Here is an 18,090-nt window from a genome sequence, read left to right as displayed (position 1 = left end):
GGTCATCGCAGTTGCCCACAGTGCCAACATGGCACAACATGTGACTGGCTTGATAAACAACAAGCCAAGTTATTACCGGTGAATTATTTTATGGTGACCTTTACCTTGCCGTTTGAATTAAGAGCCATAGCGAAATCGCAACCCGAGCCGTTCTATCACGCCATGTTTACCGTGGCAGCGAGTGTACTCAAAGACTTTGCCGCACGCTCCCCTAAGCTCAGTGGTGACATCGGCTTCACCGGCGTACTGCATACTCACAGTCGACGCAGAGACTACCATCCACATCTGCACTTCATTATCCCAGCAGGGAGCTACCACTCAGGCAAGCGGCAATGGCGCAAGTGTCAAACCCATTACTTATTTAACGCCTTTAATCTTGCCAAGGTATGGCGAGCACGTTTACTGGCTTATCTGAGTGACACGCTTCAACTCACCCTACCACATCAATCCCACTCGAAATGGGTGGTCGATTGTCAGTTCGTGGGTAAAGGCGAACCTGCACTGCAATATCTGTCGCGCTACCTTTATCGGGGCGTTTTACCCGACAGCAGTATTTGTCGTCATGTCGATAATCAGGTGAGCTTTACCTATCAAGACAGTCAGACTCGCTGCCAACAAGTACGCAGCTTGCCCGCGGTCGAATTTCTGTGGTTGATATTACAACATGTGTTACCCAAAGGATTACGGCGAGTACGAGACTATGGCTTACTGCGAGGCAATGCCAAAAAGCTACGGCAACAAATCCAACTGATGTTGGCTGTCGCAGGTGCAGTGTTCCCCATGTTACCTGAGGTCAAACGTACCTTAGCCGTGCGCTATTGCCCTTGCTGCCATCAAGCTATGCATTTTATAGGTGTTCATATGCGTCATCGACCGACAGGCGCTAATATCACCGCTTAAGGCGAGAAGTATAAGGATAACGGGTTAACCAAACTGAATGAGGACTCGATAACAGCTTGATGAACAAGTGATAAAAATATTAGCTCGTTCGCTAAGGGCGGGTCATGTCTGCAAAAAAGTCTCTTTCAAAGTACGACCTTAGCACCCTCAAATTCTCAATCAGCTATTTGCATAATAAAGTGTCAACAACCAGCATCGGGCTTGTTCAACACTTGGGATAAGGTCGCGGCTACGCGCGGCCTATCCTTATTTGTTAGCACACTAGATTTCGCTGAGCTCCATTTTCATTTGAGCCTTTAATGCTTCTCGGCGACTCACTACTTTATAGCCACTTTCACTCAAGCGAGTTTGATATGGAGCTATAGTTTAATTATCAATGAGATACTCAAGTATTCCCATAAATTTAATAGGTCATCCACGGATGGACTTGAACAACATCCGTGTTTAACTGCCTCTTCGCCTTCCGTAACTCTTGTTTATCAATTTAGAGCCTTCACAGTGTCGGTGAGTTAATGCCATGGCAAGCCTGTATAGGCGAATATCAGCAAACACTAAGGCCAACAGTAAATTTTCTTTTAAATTAAAAAAGTGATCCAAGCGAATATAAAAATGGCCGAGGATAAGCTCGGCCATGATTTGTTCTATTAAGCGTAAAACGGGCTGGTTTAGTAGAATTTCTTCAGGTAGCTTGCCGCATATTTTTGCAGTTTTCGGTTCGAACTTGTGGTCGCAATATTTTCAATCACGTCGCGGTAATCTGCGTTGCCTGAACTGGCTAGGGCTTTTGCCATGTTGGCATAGGTATCGATGGCGAGTTTATCATCGGCCATTAAGCGTGGTGTTTTCAATTCGTTACTGAGTACGGCTAGGATAAAGTCATCGTACTGACGATCATCCATGATGCGTTTAGCCGCCAGGCGCATTAACTCTAAATCATCGCTGCGTAGGGCATTGGCACAGGCATTATTTTGCTGACTTTGGTCGGCAGCATATTGGCTTTTATCACCAAGAATGGTATTCCACTTTTTATATTGCGCTAGATTTTCATTGGCTTGAGATGCGTATTTTTTGAGTTTTTTGTGATAGTTGCCATTCACAATGCTGTTGATGGTTTCGCTGTACTTGTCGTTACCCGAGTAGGCTAAGCCTTTGACTAACCAAGCACTGTAGTCGATGGCATTTTTTTCAGTCGCTTGGGGCAAAGATGCGAGTAGCTTTGCTTCGAGCACGTCGTAAATCGCAGGATCGGATAACCCTGCAAGGCTTAACGATTCGATGGCTTGCTTCTGTTTAAACTCGTTGTCGCCCTTAAAGACTTCTTGATAGGTTTCTACCGTGTATTCTTTGGCAAACAGTGGTGCGGTTAATAAACTGATGCTCAGCAGCATCCCTGCAAACAGTGGTTTCATTGCTATGTCCTTGTGTGGGTTTTAGGTGTTATCTAGTCCAGCGTTTAAAAATCAGCGAGGTATTAATGCCGCCAAAGGCGAAATTATTACTCATGACATAATCTGTGTCGATCGGGCGCAGTTCGTTACGGATATAGTCCAAATCGGCGCACTGTGGGTCGATATTCTCAAGATTGAGTGTTGGCGCAAACCAGCCCGCATTCATCATCTCAATACTCACCCAAGCTTCTAGCGCGCCGCATGCGCCTAAGGTGTGGCCTGTGTAGCTTTTAAGGGATGATATTGGCATGTTAGTGCCAAATACCGCGTGGGTCGCGTGACTTTCGGCGATATCACCACGGTCGGTGGCTGTGCCGTGGGCGTTCACATAACCTATGGCGCTAGGCTCAAGCTGCGCATCTTTGAGGGCCAATCTGATGGCGATCTCCATGGTCTGGGCATTCGGTTGAGTGACGTGTTGACCGTCTGAATTTGTGCCAAAACCGACTAGCTCAGCATAAATTTTTGCACCACGCGCCTTAGCGTGTTCTAGCTCTTCGAGTACTAGGGTACAGGCGCCTTCGCCAATGACGAGGCCATCGCGATCTGCATCGAAGGGGCGTGGCGTGAGTTCGGGCGTCGAGTTTTTAGTGCTGGTGGCAAACAGGGTATCGAACACCACAGCTTCGGTGGGGCAAAGTTCTTCACCGCCGCCCGCCAACATTAAGGTTTGCTGACCGTATTTGATGGCTTCATAGGCGTAACCTATGCCTTGGCTACCCGAAGTGCATGCGCTGCTGGTGGTGTGAATTCGGCCCTTTAAGCCGAAGAAGACGCCAACGTTCACCGCTGTGGTGTGTGCCATCATGCGGATATAGCTAGTGGCGGTGACGCCCGACATATCGCCCGTTTTCAGCATATCGCCAAAGGCGGTAATAGGATCGGTACTGCCAGTGGATGAACCGTAGGCGATGCCCATTACACCCGAGGATACGATAGGGTCATCCAACAACCCCGCATCAATTAAAGCAAGCTCACTGGCGCGGGTTGCCATGATAGAAACCTTGCCCATGGAACGAATTTTCTTGCGTGAATAATGGCTTGGCACTTCAAAGTCAGTAATAGGCGCGGCTAAACGGGTGTTGAGTCCGTCGTATCTATCCCAGTCACTCATAGTGACGACGCAGTTTTCCTGCGCCTTAAGGCTCGCGGCAATAGTCGGCCAATCATGGCCTAGTGCGGTAATCCCGCCAATGCCTGTGATGACCACTCGCTTACCTAAGCGTGTTTGATTTGTCGCCTCGCTCATTTAGATCATGCCTCCATTGACCGATATCACTTGGCGAGTGATATAGGCTGCATCGTCAGACATTAAAAATGCGGCTAAGGCTGCGATTTCATTGGGTTTACCCATACGGCGCATTGGCACTAATTGCTCGACCATATCCTTAGGAATATCGGCCACCATGTCGGTTTCTATCAAGCCCGGGGCGATACAGTTGACGGTGATTTTGCGTTTTGCCAGTTCTAATGACAGTGCCTTAGTCGCGCCGATAATGCCAGCTTTGGAGGCGCTGTAATTCACTTGTCCACGGTTGCCCGCGATCCCAGATACCGAGGCTAAGGTGATGATACGTCCACCTTTGCGGCCTTGTACCATAGGCATCACGCAGGGATGGATGACATTATAAAAACCGTCCAAGTTAGTGTGGATCACGCTGTCCCATTCGCTTTCTGTCATAGCGGGAAAGGCGGTATCGCGGTTGATGCCGGCATTGAGGATCACGCCGTAATAGGCACCATTGGCCTCGATGTCGGCTTCGATAGCGGCTTTAACGGCCGCGCGTTCGGCGACATCAAATTTGAGCAGGCTCACATTGACTCCAAGCGCGCGGATTTGCGCCGCAGTGTCATCGGCCGCTGCTTGGTTGCTGTGGTAATGCAGTGCGATATCTAAGCCTGCTTGCGCCAGTTTTAGGGCGATGGCTTTACCTATGCCGCGGCTCGAACCTGTGACTAATACTCTGTTATTCATTTGTTTTCTCCACCCCATTTTATCTTTAGGAGTCGGTATGGGGTTGCATGTATTTATGGTAAAAGGCTGCTTGCTAAGGCGCTTAATCTAACGCTTTTTATCGACAGGCTAATTCAGTTTGCTGCGATTACATGGTCTCAGCATGCTCTCAGCATTGCCTCGATATTAGTGTCTAAGTCAGTGCCCAAGGCTTCTATTGCCCGCGTCTTGATTTCCATCAAGGTAGGCTTGCGTGTCCTGAGGTTGGAACACATTCACATTGGCTGTAGCCACTAAGATTTTCTCTTGATCGCTTCCGGCTTCGGGCAGCAGATAAATCTGGCAATCGAATACCGCTAATCCCGACTCCTCTTGATAGAGGCGGTTTACCTGGGTGCGATAGGTGCGCCCGAGTTCATATTGCTTGGCATGTAGCGCTAATTTGCGCGACCCCAACAGAAAACCCACGCGGATTTTATCATTGCGCAGCTTAGCTTCTACTCCGGCCAGTGCGGCAATACTTTGGGCCATATATTCGATACCCACATAATTGGGTACGGCTTGATGTTTATCGTCGAAATAGGGGCTTTGGGTTGTGATAGTGACTTCGGTAACTAAAGTATCGCGTTGATAAGAGATGATCTTATCGACCAAGATCATCGGCGCCCTGTGGGGGATGAAATCGGCAATATCCTGCTCGGCAAAGGGTAAATTGAATTGAATAAAGGGCATCATTTTAGGCCTCGTTACGGCAAAAAATCAGGCTGGCATTGCTGCCGCCAAAGGCGAAGGAATTACTCATCACATAATTAAGTGCGCCTTTTGCGGCGACTTGATGGCGTTCGACTAAGGCAATGGACGGATCCTGTGGATCGACTTGTCCGTCCCATTGATGGGGCGGCAGGGCTTGGCTGTGATTATGTGCCGAAAGCAATAAATAGCAGAAGGCGGCTTCGATTGCGCCAGCGGCACCTAAGGTATGGCCGACTAAGGGTTTGGTCGAGCTGCAGGGTGGTGTGTTCACGCCAAATACTTCAACCACAGCGCGGCTTTCCATCGCATCATTTTTAGGGGTGGCTGTGCCGTGCAAGTTAATGTAACTAATGTCTTGTGCCGCAATATTCGCATCTTGCAAAGCCGCTTGCATGGCGGTGATTGCGCCTGCGCCTTCGGGGTGTGGCGCCGAAATATGATGGGCATCGCTCGACTCACCAATGCCAGCCAGCATGACATCGGACTCGCCCGCCGTTAGCACGAATAAGGCTGCGCCTTCGCCGATATTGATGCCATCACGGTTGATACTAAAGGGATTGCAGTGGCCTTTGGATACAGATTCCAAAGCATTAAAACCATTAACTGTGAGTTGGCACAAACTGTCGACACCGCCAACAATCACCATGTCGCAGAGGTTAGCGCTGAGTAAACGTTTGGCACTGGCAAAGACTTTGGCGCTGGAGGAGCAGGCGGTTGAAATCGTGTAGCAAGGGCCATCTAGCTCAAAATATTGGCGCAAAAAGTCGCTAGTGCTGCCGAGTTCCTGCTGGAAATAGTGGTAATCCGCCGGAAAGTGGCCGTGTTGATTGCGATAGCTTAGGGCCGCTTCACCTTTAGATATGCCAGAGGTGCTGGTGCCTAACACAACGCCAATGCGGGCATGACCCAAATCCCGTTTCGCTTGTTCAACTGTGGCGGCAATTTGCTGCGCCGCGCATAGGAGTAACTGGTTATTGCGGCAATCGAACTGAATGAGCTTTGCAGGAATCGCCGGCAGCGCAGCCGTTACTGGCGCAACTAAGGTTGGGTGCTCGAACAGGAGTGTGTCACTGCGCTGCATCGCGCTGGTATCACCCGCGATCAGGCGGTCTAAAACCTGCTGGGGATCTTGCCCTAGCGGGGTACACAATCCAATCTGTGTAATGGCTACTCTGTTCATCATAGCGTATCGTTTTTTTACCATGGCACAGCGAAGTGCGGGTGTTAAAAGGTTAAATAGGTTCGATTTCTAGCTCAAACTTGGCCTGTGGCATAGTTAAGCTGATGTGGGCTTGCCATAGGGCGTCGCCGACATTTTGTTGATAACGAATTTGCACCACATGGGTTTGCAGGGCGCTTTTACTGATCAAGGTATCTTGGCTATAGATCTGGCGACAGGACGAAGTGTTAACAAGTGAGTCTCCAGCCGCATCACAAAGGCCAGTCACTAAATGGCCACCTTCCAAATGGGCGCGAATACTCTGCTCAGGCCAATAGATCAGTTGCATCATCGCCATTAAATACTCGGCTTTAAAATTGTCGCCCAGCAGCACACTTTGCTCACTGCTGAGTGTATTCCCATCATAAACCAAGGTAAACAAAGCTTGTCCGAGTGGCGCTAAACCCACGAGCGTCATGCGCTCGCCCTCTAATTCCAATTGAGTGAGCAGTTCGTGGGATTCTTTGCCCACTTTAATACTGACTTTTTGGCTAAAGGACTGGGGTGAAGATACGCCAGTATTGCTGTCGGTTTGCTGACTCGCCATGATGGCGGGCTTAGTTGTAGACTCAGTCGCGGGCTGTATCCTAGGCTGAGTCAACGGCTTATCGGTCGCGGGAGCAAAGTCATGGGGCAGTGGAGCCAAACAATAACGCATATCCTTAGTGAGCCCGACACAGGTCTGCCTGAACAGCAGTTCACTACAGCCCGTCAGCCCAAGGCTTGCGAGCAGCAGGGCGGTGATCACTAACCATTTAGCGTTAAGGTTTAGCGGCATGCGGTTAGACCTCTGCGAATGCTGGAGTGGCGGCTGGGTTTCGGCACAGTTCGACTATCATGTTCAGGCGGCGCTCCGAGTCTTTAACGAAGGGGTTATTCGTATCCCAAGCATAGCCCGCCAGAATAGAACAAATCATCTGCTTGATACGCTCGTTCGGTTCTTCATAGAAGATCACGTCCTGAAAGCGGCCATCATACCAAGCTTGCACATAGGTACGAAAGGCATTCACGCCCTGCATCAAAGGCGTTGAGTAATCGGCTTGCCAGTCAACCGTTTCGCCATTGAGTTGTTTCGTCAGGCATTTTGCTGCCATAGACGCCGATTGCATGGCGATAGTCACACCGGAGGAAAATACCGGGTCGAGGAACTCACCCGCATTACCCAATAGCGCGAACTTGTCGGTTGCAAGGCGTGACACATTGGCGGAATAACCTTTGAGCGTGGCGCATTCCTGTACCACTTTAGCGTTTGCCAGCAGGGCTTTTAACCCAGGCTCTTCATTGACTATGCTCATCAATTGTTGCTCAAGCGAACCCTGTAAACGCTCAAGTAACTGCGGCTCAGCCACCACGCCGAGTGAACAACGGCCATTGCTAAAGGGAATAAGCCAATACCAAATGTCTTTATGTTCAGGGTGGACGCTGATCAAAATCTTATTACGATCGAAGCTAGCATCGCTGATGTTGTCTTCTACATGGGTGAAGATAGCGCTGCGCGGTGGCAGGCAAGACGGACTTTCTAAGTTGAGCAAGCGGGGTAATACGCGACCAAAACCACTGGCGTCGAGCACATATTGGGCATTGATTTGATAAAGCTCGCCCTGTTCATTACGCACCGTTAAGCGTGGGTTCTCAGTTAAATCGATCGCCTCGACCGTTTCGCCGTAGTGGATGTCGACCCCTTGGCTGTGGGCGGTATCGGCTAACAGTTTATCGAAACTGGCGCGCTGCACTTGAAACGTGGTGCCCGGCCCAGGAGTAAATTTATCGGTAAAATCGAAGGTGGTGTAAGTTCCATTGCGACGAAAGGCGGCGCCATTTTTATGTTGGAATCCAGCGGCATTGAGCGCATCTAACATACCTGCTTCTTCAATAAACTGCATGCAGCAGGGCAGTAAACTTTCGCCGATGGAGAAGCGAGGAAAATGCTGTTTTTCTAACACAAGCACGCGCTTGCCTTGCTGGTGTAGCAGGCTGGCAGCGATGGCGCCCGAAGGCCCTGCGCCGATAATGGCCACATCGACATCAAGTGAATTTGGTATAGCTGATAAATCGTGAACCTGTGTAGACATGTAAAATACGTTCCTTGTAGTCATCAGGACTTTTTTGTCGTTAGAAGCTGATTGGTGGTTAAAGCCAGTGTTGTGGTCAAAATCAACGGCGAAAGTAAAAAGGTAAACCCTATGCCCAGTGATAGGGTTAAGCCAAAGTAGTGAATCGCTTGGGTCTGGCTAAAGGCAAGTAAACCAAAGGCCAATAGGGTCGAGCAGGCGGACATAAACACCGCCATCATCACTGCCTTGCCGTGGTTCTGGGCTGAAGCAAAAAACAAGCTGTAGTCTATCCCAATCCCGAAAACTAAAATGAGCGCGAGTGCATGGAACAGACTCAGTGGTGAGCCCGTTAAGCCTAAGGTTGCGAGCGTGAGCAAGGCCGCAAGGGCTGGCACGGCAACCACAACCGCCGCTTTTTTAAAGCCGAAATTCAGGCTAAACAACAAGAGTGCGATGCCAAGTGCAAGGGCTAACAGCTTTAGGGTTAACAATCGGTAATGGCCCATGACGGCTGAAATGTCCGCCACCTTATCGATAAGTTGTACGCTTTCATCATGGGCAAAACGCGCCTTAAGGGTATCTATTTGCTGAATGCCGCCAAGGAGAATTATTGCTCCATAATCAGCTCCATAATCGGCACCCTGATCTGCTCCATGCTCAGCGCTCGCCTCATCATCATTTAGCGCGCCATTACTGACTGGCCAGTTAGCCTCATTCGGCGCGAGCCACAGCGGCGCGAGTTGCTTGCCGGCCCCTAGCGTAAAGAATGCAGCAGGCGTGATGTACTCTGTTTTCGCGGCCAAATAGGCGGCTTGCAGTTCTGGCTTTAGATTTTCATCCAAACCAAGGCTTGTGAGCACAGTATCTATCTGAGTTTGATAGATTTCGCCCTGTAAGCGGTAAGCCGTGTCTTGTTTTCGATGGCTGGGCAGATAACGGCTAAGGCTGACATAGTTGCCTAACTCTTGGTTTGTTATGGCGGTATCAAGCATGGGTGACACTCGCTCAAGCTGTTGCAGCAGCGCTTCTTCGCTCGGTGCGCGCACCAATAAGAATTGATTGTCTGTGCCGCCACTGAGTAACTGGCGTAGCTGGTTTTCTGGCTCAGTCACGCTCGCAGGGCTTTGTTGCAAATGGCGAATATCGTCATCGACGGTTAACTTTGTTACGCCGCCCAGACACCACACCACTATCACTAAAGCAAACATGCCCATGCCTAACGGCGTGGTAAATCGTTTCGATAACTGAATGAGACAGGCAAGGTAAGTCCCCGCGAGCGCTAACGGGCGGGAGCCTGCGGGTAAGCGACTGCCGGCTAACAGTGGATAGGCGAGAATGAGGGTGAGATAGGCCCCAAGTAAACCTGCGGCGCAGAAGATGGCGACTTGCTGCATGCCGGGAAACGGCGCTAAACCTATGCCGACGTAAGCCAGGGCGCTGGTGATAAAGGCGAGTGTCACCGTTGGGAAGATATACGCCACTGTGGCCTTTGCGCTCCGCTCTGTATCGCTTAAGCGCTCGCAGTAAAAATGAAAACTGTAGTCGATGGCAATGCCAATCAAGCTAGTGCCAAACACTAAGGTGAGTAAATGCAGCTCGCCAAACACACTTAAGGTAAAAGTCACTGCGAGCAACAGCCCGCTGGAAATAGTGACAATCGCCAACAGTAGCGGCATCACTGAGCGAAACGCCAACCAGACTAAGGCTATCACCCCAAGTAAGGATGCTAGGCCGAGGATCGATATTTCACTCTTAGCCGTTTGCGTTGCCGCAAGGGCATGAAACAGGGCGCCAGCTTTGAGCACGGTAATATCTGGGTAGCTTTGTTTAACGGCATCCAATCCTTGGGTTAATGCCATCATCTGCGCTAATTGCGCATTGGGATTAAAAGCGCTTTCTCGCCCTTTTGCCATGACGACCGCGGCAACATTATCGCCTTGATTCGCGAGCAGTATCCCTTGGCTGGCTCTGACTTTTGAACTCGGCGCGAGGGCGAGTAAATTGGCTGGGAATAACAGCAGCGGATCTTGGGCGAGCAAGTTGCTATTGGCGTAACTAAAGGCGTTGTAAAGCTGCGCCGTGGCCGCCTCAATCAGACTTTCAATATTTTGGCTGGCTAACGCTTCAGCTTGCGGCGCTGTCAGTAATTTAAATCTGTGGGGAAAATAGAATTGCCCTAGCTCTTCACCGAGCTGTATATCGGCGCTGCGGATATCCGTTAGCGCGCCTTGCTTACCCCTTGCAACAAGGTCATCTTCAAGCGTTTGCATCAACAGTTTTGCCGCAGCGATTGCTGTGGTTTCGTTCTTGGCGACAAGTGCAATATAGACTTGGTCGGCGAGCGTCGCTTCTACTTGGTTAAGGGCGCGCTCTGTGAGTTTGTCTTGCTGTAAATGCGGCAGCATGGCGAGAATATCGCTCTGCACCCGTGCGCCGTTTTGCCACAGTTGCAGCGTCCACAGACTTGCTGACAGCATCAATAGCAACCAAACGACGAGGCGCCACTTAGGGGAAGATTGCATCAAAGCTTGATTGGCGCGCGCGGCGAAGTTGGAGGCCATTGCTAAGGTTTACTCGCCTCACCAGCCAACGCATACTGCGCTAATTCGGCTTCGCTGAGTGTGCCTTGGGAAAGTGCACTAAAGTCGATGCGGGTCATATCCTGTGGGCTCACATTCGGCGCGGCGCTCAGCAGCACTAAGGACTGCAACACATCGCTACCCTCTAACACCATATTGGCGATGGCTTTTTTCATTAAGGGATCTTTGGGCGTCAGGCCTAATTGCCATTGGCCGTCTGGGCTTAACTTTTCTGTGTTTAACTTGTCTGTAATGAGGAAGTGCAGCTCGAAGTTTTCGCTTAAACCGGAAATATCACCGCCGAGCATAGCACGCACTAGGCTGGGCAATAAATCGCCCATAGCGGCGGCGCTCGCCGAGGCATCGGCCTTGCTGACCTGCACTCGACCTTGGCTATCACGCTGGATCAGTTGCTTATCTTTTAAAATCAGTAGGGATTCGAAGGGTTTTATCTGTTGCCAGATCAGCCCTTGGGTTTGATCGAAGATAAACTGACCTTGGCTGATTAACGGCTTTTTGAGCACCTTTAACAGCCGAGATTGCACAAAGTGACCTCGCACCGTTTTGCCCAAGTTAAGTTTTTGGCTTAAGGCGACAAGCTGCGCAGTATCTGCACTTTGGCTAAAGAGTGTTTGATAAGCGCCGGGCGCGGCTAAGGTTTCAGCCTTGAGTGGCAGGCTTATCAAAGCAAAAGCTAAGCAGAGAAATAATGCACACTTTGTCAGTACAGGATTATTCGCCAGCACAGAGCTCTTGGCTAGTACTGAGTTCATTAGTCTTCAACCTTAGCGAGCAGGGTGGCGATTTTGTCACGGAACACATCTGGGGTAACAAAGCACAATTCTTGGGTGCTCATATCGACCGCCGCTTGAATGGTATAACCCTTAGTGATGCGCGCACCGGTTTCGACATCGCGAATTTGATAATTGATCTTTAAGCGGTTTTCCCACTCAACTAACTCGGCGCGCACTGTGATTTTTTGCTCGAAGGTGCTGGCTTTGACGTACTTAATCTGCAAATCGATAATCGGCCACGCATAGTTGGATGCTTGCATTTGGCGGTAGTTGTAGCCCAACTGATCGAGCAGTTTGCAGCGGGCTATTTCGAAATAACGCAGGTAATTGCCATGCCAAGTAATCCCCATAGAATCCACATCGTGGAAGGGAATTTGCATTTCCATATCGATAGTGAGCAATGATTTCATCGGCACACTTCCCATTCGCCTGCTTGGATTTTAGCTATGGTTTGGCGCAGCACGGCTTCAAGCGGCCTATCTTCGATTAAGGTTTCAAAATCGGCGCGCACTTGAGCGAGGGTTTTCGCCAATGAGGGGGTGAGCGAGGCTTCGCTCAGCTCATTTTGGGCGATACGCAGTCCAATACCTTGAGTCATGGCGAGCAAGGCTGCTGCCGCGACTTGTTCGGTCAATTGCAGCACGCGCATACAATCGCGGGCGGCGATAGTGCCCATGCTCACCTTGTCTTGGTTGTGGCATTCGGTCGAGCGAGAGAACACGCTGGCGGGCATAGTGTGCTTGAGCGCTTCTGCCGTCCAAGCCGACACGCCAATTTGTACCGCTTTAAAGCCGTGATTAATCGCGCGGCGCGGACCGGTTGAGCCGGATAAGTTCGCAGGTAAGCCATTGTTAAACTTAGGGTCCATCACGAGTGCCATTTGGCGATCGATAAGATCGGCCAAGTTGGCCACAGTATTCTTGAGTGAATCCATCGCAAAGGCTATATGGCCGCCGTAGAAATGACCGCCGTGGAGAATATGCTCGCCTTCGCCGTCGACAATCGGGTTGTCGTTGGCGCTGTTGACTTCGGTTTCGATAAACTGACGCATAAACGGCAGGGCATCCTGCAACACGCCGATAATGTGCGGTGCGCAGCGGATGGAATATCTGTCCTGCAGACGATCAGAATTACGTGGATGTTCGTGGTGATTCAAATCTTCACGGATCCAAGTGGCGATTTGGTTTTGCCCTGGATGCGGTTTGGCGGCAAATAAGATTTCATCAAAATGGTTCGAGTTGCCTTTTAGGGTTAACGAGGCCATGGCGGTAATGCGACTACTCAAGCGAGCAAGATATTGCGCGCGATCAAAGGCTAAGCAGGCCAAGGCCGTCATTACTGCGGTGCCGTTCATCAGGGCTAAGCCTTCTTTTGGACGCAGGACATGCGGGATGATGTTGAGCTTAGCGTACACAGCTTGAGTCGCTTGGCGCTCACCTTGGTAAATCACTTCGCGCTCACCGACTAACACGGCGGCTAAATACGACAGCGGTGTTAAATCCCCGCTGGCGCCGACCGAACCTTCCTCTGGGATCACTGGCACTATGTTGAGATTCAGCAAGGTTTCGATGCGCTTTAATAGCTCATAGGTCACGCCAGATTTGCCAATGGCTAAGGAGTTTAAACGGCAAGCCATCACAGCGCGGGCCTGCATTATGCTTAAGGTCTCGCCTAAACCGCAGCCGTGGAAGCGGGTTAAATGCAGTGGTAACTCGTGGACCAGATCTAAGCTCACATTGACTGTGCAAGAGTCGCCATAACCTGTGGTTACCCCATAGACCACGCCTTCTTCGTGCAGCAGGCTATCGATAAAGCGCGCACCTTTTTGGATATATTCTTGATAATCCGCATCGTCACAGAGCTTGACTGGCGCGCCCTTGGCGACGGCAACCACTTGTTCTAAGGTGAGAAATTGACGGCCGAACTCAACAGTCTGTAGGTCTGATTGACTCTCGGAGTCGGCTGCTTTGGTGTGGCTCATGAATGCTGTGTCCTGTCTGTCTTATGATCCAGCTCTGGGATCGGCGATGATTCTGAAGTTGTCGGTAACGGATTAGGCTGTACTAAATGCGATGGGGCGCGTTGCAGCTCGCTGTCTTTGCGCCAAAAATCGAAGAAGTTAAACCATTGCAAAGGCTCGCGTCTGGCAAAGTATTCTAAACGTTCGCTGTAGCGGTTCACGGCCTGCTGTAATCTGTCCATTCTGCCCGCTCTTGGGCCTTTCAGTGTTTCGGCGAAGCGTTCTAAATGCACCCGATAACGCCCTTGTTCCCGCAGGCAAAACATTAAAAACACTGGGCAATCGAGTAAGCCCGCCAAAATAAACGGCCCTTGTGGAAACGCGGCATCTTGGCCCATAAACGGCGCATACATGACGCGGCCTTGGGTATTCGATGAGGTTCTATCGCCCGCAATCACCACCAGTTCACCGTCCTCAATTTTTTGCTGTAACAGCATAGACGTTGCAGGATTCAGCTCGGTCACTTGAATAAGATTGAGCGTGCTATCTGGGTTTAACTGTTTGAGTACTTTATTAAAATTTTCCGCATGGCTAGTTAGCACCATGACGTTGACTTTGACTTTGCGCTGGTGGATGGAAATGGCGCGGCAAAGTTCTAAATTACCCAGGTGCGACACTAATAACACCGCGCCTTTGCCGCTTTCGAGCTGCTCGGCCAGCACTTGGCGGTCGGGGAAATCCACTTGGCTCAATTGGATGCGATCGCACCAGGCATCGATTCTATCGAGTGCGGCATTGCCAAAGGCTAAAAAGTGATTCAGGCTATCGCGCCAGCCTACAGGCTGATTGAGCTTAGGGTGTTGCGGCTCAAGTATTTGCACGCGGCGCAGAAAATCTAACGAGGCTTCACGGGTGACTTTGCCTGTGAGGAAAAAATAGCAAATCACCGGATACATAATGGCGCGGCACAACCAATGACCGCCAAAGCGATAGCTCTCGGCTAACAGTTTGATGCCCCAGTAACTGCCACGCTCCTTCATGCCAGACCAATGGGTGGCTGAAGTTGATGATGTTGCTGACGAGCAATGGGAAGTTTGCACGGCTTGTTGCTGCGATTTACGCTTCAATAGCCAAGGCAGGCGTTTGAGCATACCGAAAAACAACTTAGTGTGCAGCTTAGTGATGCGCACATTATCGGCCACAGCTTGAAAGTGACTGACGCCGCCTTCGGGATAAATCACCTTAGTCGGCTGGAATAGAATCTCCACCCCTTGCCAGTAGAGTTTAACCAGGATTTCGATATCAAAATCCATTCGCTCCGTTAAGGCTTGCTGGCACAGTAATCGCTCGGTGGCGGCCAGCGGATAAACGCGAAAGCCACACATAGAATCTTGAATATCAAAGCTTAAGGTTTCGACCCATACCCAAAAATGGGTTAGGTAACGGCCATAAAGCCTGCCCTTAGGTACAGATTCATCGTACTCAGGCTTACCCGAAATCAGCGCATCGGGTTTAGCTTGTGCCCTTGCTAACATAGCCGGAATATCAGCGAGATTATGTTGACCATCGGCATCGACCTGCAGCGCATGACTAAAGCCATCGCGGTAGGCACGGCGCAGCCCTGTCATCACAGCGGCGCCCTTACCACGATTGTACGGATGCAGCAGTAAAGTCACCCAAGGATAGGTTTGGGCTAAGGATTGCAGTAGATAACGGGTTTCGTCATTGCTGCCATCATCAATTAAATAACAGGGCAGATTAAATTGGGCCAGTTCAGCCAAGGTCTGGGCAATCGCGGCGCTGTGATTGTAATTGGGGATCACTAAGGCGAGTTTGATGGGCACCGACTCAACGAGGTCGCTGGGAGGCGTTAGCACTGACTTGCCTCATCGCCATTGTTGGTAGCAGATTTGCTGTTAACGGGCGTGCTATCAAAGGCGATACGGCCCGACGCGTAGCGGTTGTCACCATCGCTATAGGCGAAGGTGAGTTTTGCCTTAGCGGCATTATTGCTAATGCTTAAGGTGACTTCTTGGCCCGGCAGTATGAGTTGCTGAAACTTAAGCACTTCTAAGTTAGCGACCGCCTCTGAATAACCGAAATGTTGGCAGCCTAAACGCACCGCCCAATCTAATTGCGTCACGCCCGGCAACACGGCCTGTTCGGGGAAATGGCCGTTAAAATACTCAAGGTCGGCCGCCACTAACAGACGTAATTCAATGTTATCAATGCCGATATCGGAATGCAGGATCGGCGGTAAACTCGATTTAATCATGATCAAATAACTCGACTAACTGTGCAGTGACACGCTTACCCTGAGTATTAAGCGGTAAAATATCGGGATAACGCCAGCGGCGTGGCAGGGTGACGCGCTCAAATTGGGTCAGTAAATGTGCTTTTAGGGCATTGTTAATACTGAGTTTGCCCTGTTCTTGCAGCACGTTTTTACCGAGTTCTGACAAGGTCACCACTGCGCCAAGTTGGGATTTAAACTGTGGCAGCACGACTAGTGCAGCTTGCTCAACGTAGGCGTGGCTGCACATGAGGGTTTCCATTTGCGCTAGCGACAGACGCTTCTCTTCAATCTTAACGATGCGATCGAGTCGGCCTTTGAGCCTAAACTGGCCATTCTCGGTTGGTTCGATTTTATCTTCGCAGCGTAGCCATTCATCGTCGGCCAAATAGGGCGATTTCAGCAGCAAGGCGCCGTCGGTCGGATCTTGATCTATTGAGATGCGGTCAAACACTTGCCAAGGTTCATCGGCCTCATGCTGACGGCGATAGGCGATGCCGCCCGTTTCTGTGCTACCAAAGATTTCGATGGGCAGATGACCATAGCACTGGTTGACGCCTTTGGCCGCGACAAAACTTAATGGGCCGCCAGAGCTAAAAACTAAGCTCGGTGAGCGCAGTTGCCGCTCGTGCTCTAGCGCTTTAGGCAGGCGCGATAACTGGGCAGGGCTACTGATCAAACACAGGTTTGGCAGCAAGGCAGTGTAATAACTTAGGGTTTCTGGGTATTCAATTTGTTCGCTTAAAAACGGTCGACTGGCGGCGAGCGGCCACAAAATCTTGAATAATAGACCGTAAATATGCTGGTGGGAAACCGTGGATACCACACTGCAATGGGGCAAATGCTCGGCAAAAGTATGTTCGAGTACAGACACTTCGACATCTAACTGTTCGAGTGTTTTACGGATCGCCTTAGGTTCGCCGCTGCTGCCAGAGGTAAATAGCACTAACTCGCCGATAGCCTCGCTCGCGGGCCAAGGTTTGTTGGGCAGGCTCAGTTCCTTTTTCAGCAGCACAAAAGCTTGGCATTCGCACAAAGGCTTGTCTGACAATATGCCATCAAACTGGTGGGTTAACTCGCTCAAGGTGCCGGTTTGGGTGTTCGGTGGCAGGATAATTTCTTTGCCCGCTAACAGCGCGGCACATAATCCGACGGCAAACAGATCGCTGGTATCACTCGCGAGCAGCCATTTTTTCTCGGGCGCGGCGAGCAGTTGCTCGTAAAAATACGCCACCTGATTGGTAAATAATGCACCTGTGACTATGTCGTGGTGATTAAAGCTGATCAGTTGTTGGGCAAATGGCCCTTGGGTTAACCAGTTTTTGAGTAGCTGTGTCATGTTTTCTTCAACCAAAAGCTGCGATATAACCATTCCCCACCGAGGAGCAGTCCCATGAGTACGTATGCAATCAAACCGTTATACAAGGTCCAGGTTGCTAAGCTAGTAAAGCCAGCGGTATAAGCCGCCATAGAGCCATTTAAGATAAATAAGCCGCACCAAAGTAGGGTGACTTTTTTAAGATACGGAATGGCTTCATCCGGTAAATCGGGTTCTTTCAAGCGGGCTAAACGCTCTATCATGCATGGGCCAGTGTGCAGTGAATAACTGAACAGAGCCAGCATAGTCAGATTTATCACTACTGGGTAATACAAAAGCCAGTCGCTGCGCTTGGCAAGATAACTGCCTGCCGTAAGCGCAATCCCCACCAACAGGGGCAATACTAGCGTCTTAACCTTTTGCTTTTGTAGCATTAACCGCACAATTAGCAATACACACAGCACGAGCGCTATGGTGCCAGCAGGCAAATAATTCAGCCCGAAATACACGGCAACCGGATAGGCCAGCAATGTGAGGGCGGTTAAGACTTGTAGCAAGGCGCGCATTAGTCTTTAACTAAACCTTCGATGGCATTCACCACATCGTTGACTGTGCGAACGGATTTAAATTCATCGGGTTGGATCTTTTTACCCGTCAGTTGCTGCAGCTTGATCACTAAGTCGACGGCATCAATACTGTCGAGATCGAGCTCTTCATACAGGTTGGCCTCAGGCGTAATCGCCTCGGCCTCAATTTCGAATTCGTCCACTAAAATAGTGGTCAGCATAGCGAGGATTTGTTCACGATTTTGCATATTC

General features: G+C 50.3%; 17 protein-coding genes. 1 reads left to right on the top strand and 16 read right to left on the bottom strand.

All coding sequences use genetic code 11. The features are described 5' to 3' along the window. Positions 1 to 900, top strand: a 900-nt coding sequence (locus tag Q4Q46_RS16065; RefSeq protein ID WP_311906456.1) for an IS91 family transposase, incomplete at its 5' end; no start/stop codon positions are given. Positions 901 to 1,565: 665 nt separating this feature from the next. On the opposite strand, the gene Q4Q46_RS16060 is transcribed toward Q4Q46_RS16065, so the two are convergent. The 16 genes from Q4Q46_RS16060 to Q4Q46_RS15985 form a co-directional block, all read right to left on the bottom strand. After that, entirely contained in the window at positions 1,566 to 2,309 is a 744-nt protein-coding gene (locus Q4Q46_RS16060) for a hypothetical protein (RefSeq protein ID WP_311906455.1), read from the bottom strand. 28 nt (positions 2,310 to 2,337) lie between these two features. After that, on the bottom strand, positions 2,338 to 3,597 hold the full coding sequence (locus Q4Q46_RS16055; RefSeq protein ID WP_311906454.1) for a beta-ketoacyl-ACP synthase: 1,260 nt from the start codon (positions 3,595 to 3,597) through the stop codon (positions 2,338 to 2,340). Further along, complete coding sequence (locus Q4Q46_RS16050; protein ID WP_311906453.1) at positions 3,598 to 4,323, bottom strand: 3-ketoacyl-ACP reductase FabG2; 726 nt, start codon at positions 4,321 to 4,323, stop codon at positions 3,598 to 3,600. Between the two features lie 177 nt (positions 4,324 to 4,500). Then, the gene (locus Q4Q46_RS16045) at positions 4,501 to 5,037 is read right to left on the bottom strand and encodes a hotdog family protein (RefSeq protein WP_371824902.1); all 537 of its coding nucleotides are present in this window, start codon (positions 5,035 to 5,037) and stop codon (positions 4,501 to 4,503) included. Position 5,038: 1 nt separating this feature from the next. Further along, a complete protein-coding gene (locus tag Q4Q46_RS16040) occupies positions 5,039 to 6,238 on the bottom strand; it encodes a beta-ketoacyl-[acyl-carrier-protein] synthase family protein (protein WP_311906452.1) in 1,200 nt (399 codons plus the stop codon). Between the two features lie 49 nt (positions 6,239 to 6,287). After that, a complete protein-coding gene (locus Q4Q46_RS16035) occupies positions 6,288 to 7,052 on the bottom strand; it encodes a DUF3261 domain-containing protein (protein WP_311906451.1) in 765 nt (254 codons plus the stop codon). Positions 7,053 to 7,056: 4 nt separating this feature from the next. Continuing rightward, complete coding sequence (locus Q4Q46_RS16030) at positions 7,057 to 8,346, bottom strand: NAD(P)/FAD-dependent oxidoreductase (protein WP_311906450.1); 1,290 nt, start codon at positions 8,344 to 8,346, stop codon at positions 7,057 to 7,059. Between the two features lie 23 nt (positions 8,347 to 8,369). Next, complete coding sequence (locus tag Q4Q46_RS16025) at positions 8,370 to 10,889, bottom strand: MMPL family transporter (protein ID WP_311906449.1); 2,520 nt, start codon at positions 10,887 to 10,889, stop codon at positions 8,370 to 8,372. Positions 10,890 to 10,891: 2 nt separating this feature from the next. Beyond that, on the bottom strand, positions 10,892 to 11,680 hold the full coding sequence (locus Q4Q46_RS16020; protein WP_311906448.1) for an outer membrane lipoprotein carrier protein LolA: 789 nt from the start codon (positions 11,678 to 11,680) through the stop codon (positions 10,892 to 10,894). Further along, positions 11,680 to 12,111, bottom strand: coding sequence for an acyl-CoA thioesterase (locus Q4Q46_RS16015; RefSeq protein WP_311906447.1), 432 nt, complete (start codon positions 12,109 to 12,111; stop codon positions 11,680 to 11,682). Before Q4Q46_RS16015 ends, Q4Q46_RS16020 begins: the two co-directional genes overlap by 1 nt. Continuing rightward, entirely contained in the window at positions 12,108 to 13,682 is a 1,575-nt protein-coding gene (locus Q4Q46_RS16010) for an HAL/PAL/TAL family ammonia-lyase (RefSeq protein ID WP_259214145.1), read from the bottom strand. Before Q4Q46_RS16010 ends, Q4Q46_RS16015 begins: the two co-directional genes overlap by 4 nt. Next, the gene (locus Q4Q46_RS16005) at positions 13,679 to 15,538 is read right to left on the bottom strand and encodes a glycosyltransferase family 2 protein (RefSeq protein ID WP_311906446.1); all 1,860 of its coding nucleotides are present in this window, start codon (positions 15,536 to 15,538) and stop codon (positions 13,679 to 13,681) included. Before Q4Q46_RS16005 ends, Q4Q46_RS16010 begins: the two co-directional genes overlap by 4 nt. Further along, entirely contained in the window at positions 15,532 to 15,936 is a 405-nt protein-coding gene (locus Q4Q46_RS16000; protein WP_011982193.1) for an ApeI family dehydratase, read from the bottom strand. Before Q4Q46_RS16000 ends, Q4Q46_RS16005 begins: the two co-directional genes overlap by 7 nt. Beyond that, positions 15,929 to 17,293, bottom strand: coding sequence for an AMP-binding protein (locus Q4Q46_RS15995; protein WP_126490999.1), 1,365 nt, complete (start codon positions 17,291 to 17,293; stop codon positions 15,929 to 15,931). The genes Q4Q46_RS16000 and Q4Q46_RS15995 overlap by 8 nt, the downstream gene beginning before the upstream one ends. Further along, entirely contained in the window at positions 17,290 to 17,838 is a 549-nt protein-coding gene (locus Q4Q46_RS15990) for a COG4648 family protein (RefSeq protein WP_012196556.1), read from the bottom strand. Before Q4Q46_RS15990 ends, Q4Q46_RS15995 begins: the two co-directional genes overlap by 4 nt. Then, positions 17,838 to 18,086 (bottom strand): acyl carrier protein, encoded by a 249-nt coding sequence (locus tag Q4Q46_RS15985; protein ID WP_006079822.1) that lies wholly within the window; start codon positions 18,084 to 18,086, stop codon positions 17,838 to 17,840. Before Q4Q46_RS15985 ends, Q4Q46_RS15990 begins: the two co-directional genes overlap by 1 nt. Positions 18,087 to 18,090: the final 4 nt, after the last annotated feature.

The sequence above is a fragment of the Shewanella vaxholmensis genome (genome assembly GCF_031932135.1).
Taxonomy (GTDB): domain Bacteria; phylum Pseudomonadota; class Gammaproteobacteria; order Enterobacterales; family Shewanellaceae; genus Shewanella; species Shewanella hafniensis.
The sequence above is the reverse complement of the archived record's forward strand: the minus strand, read 5'-3'. Positions and strand labels throughout refer to the sequence as shown.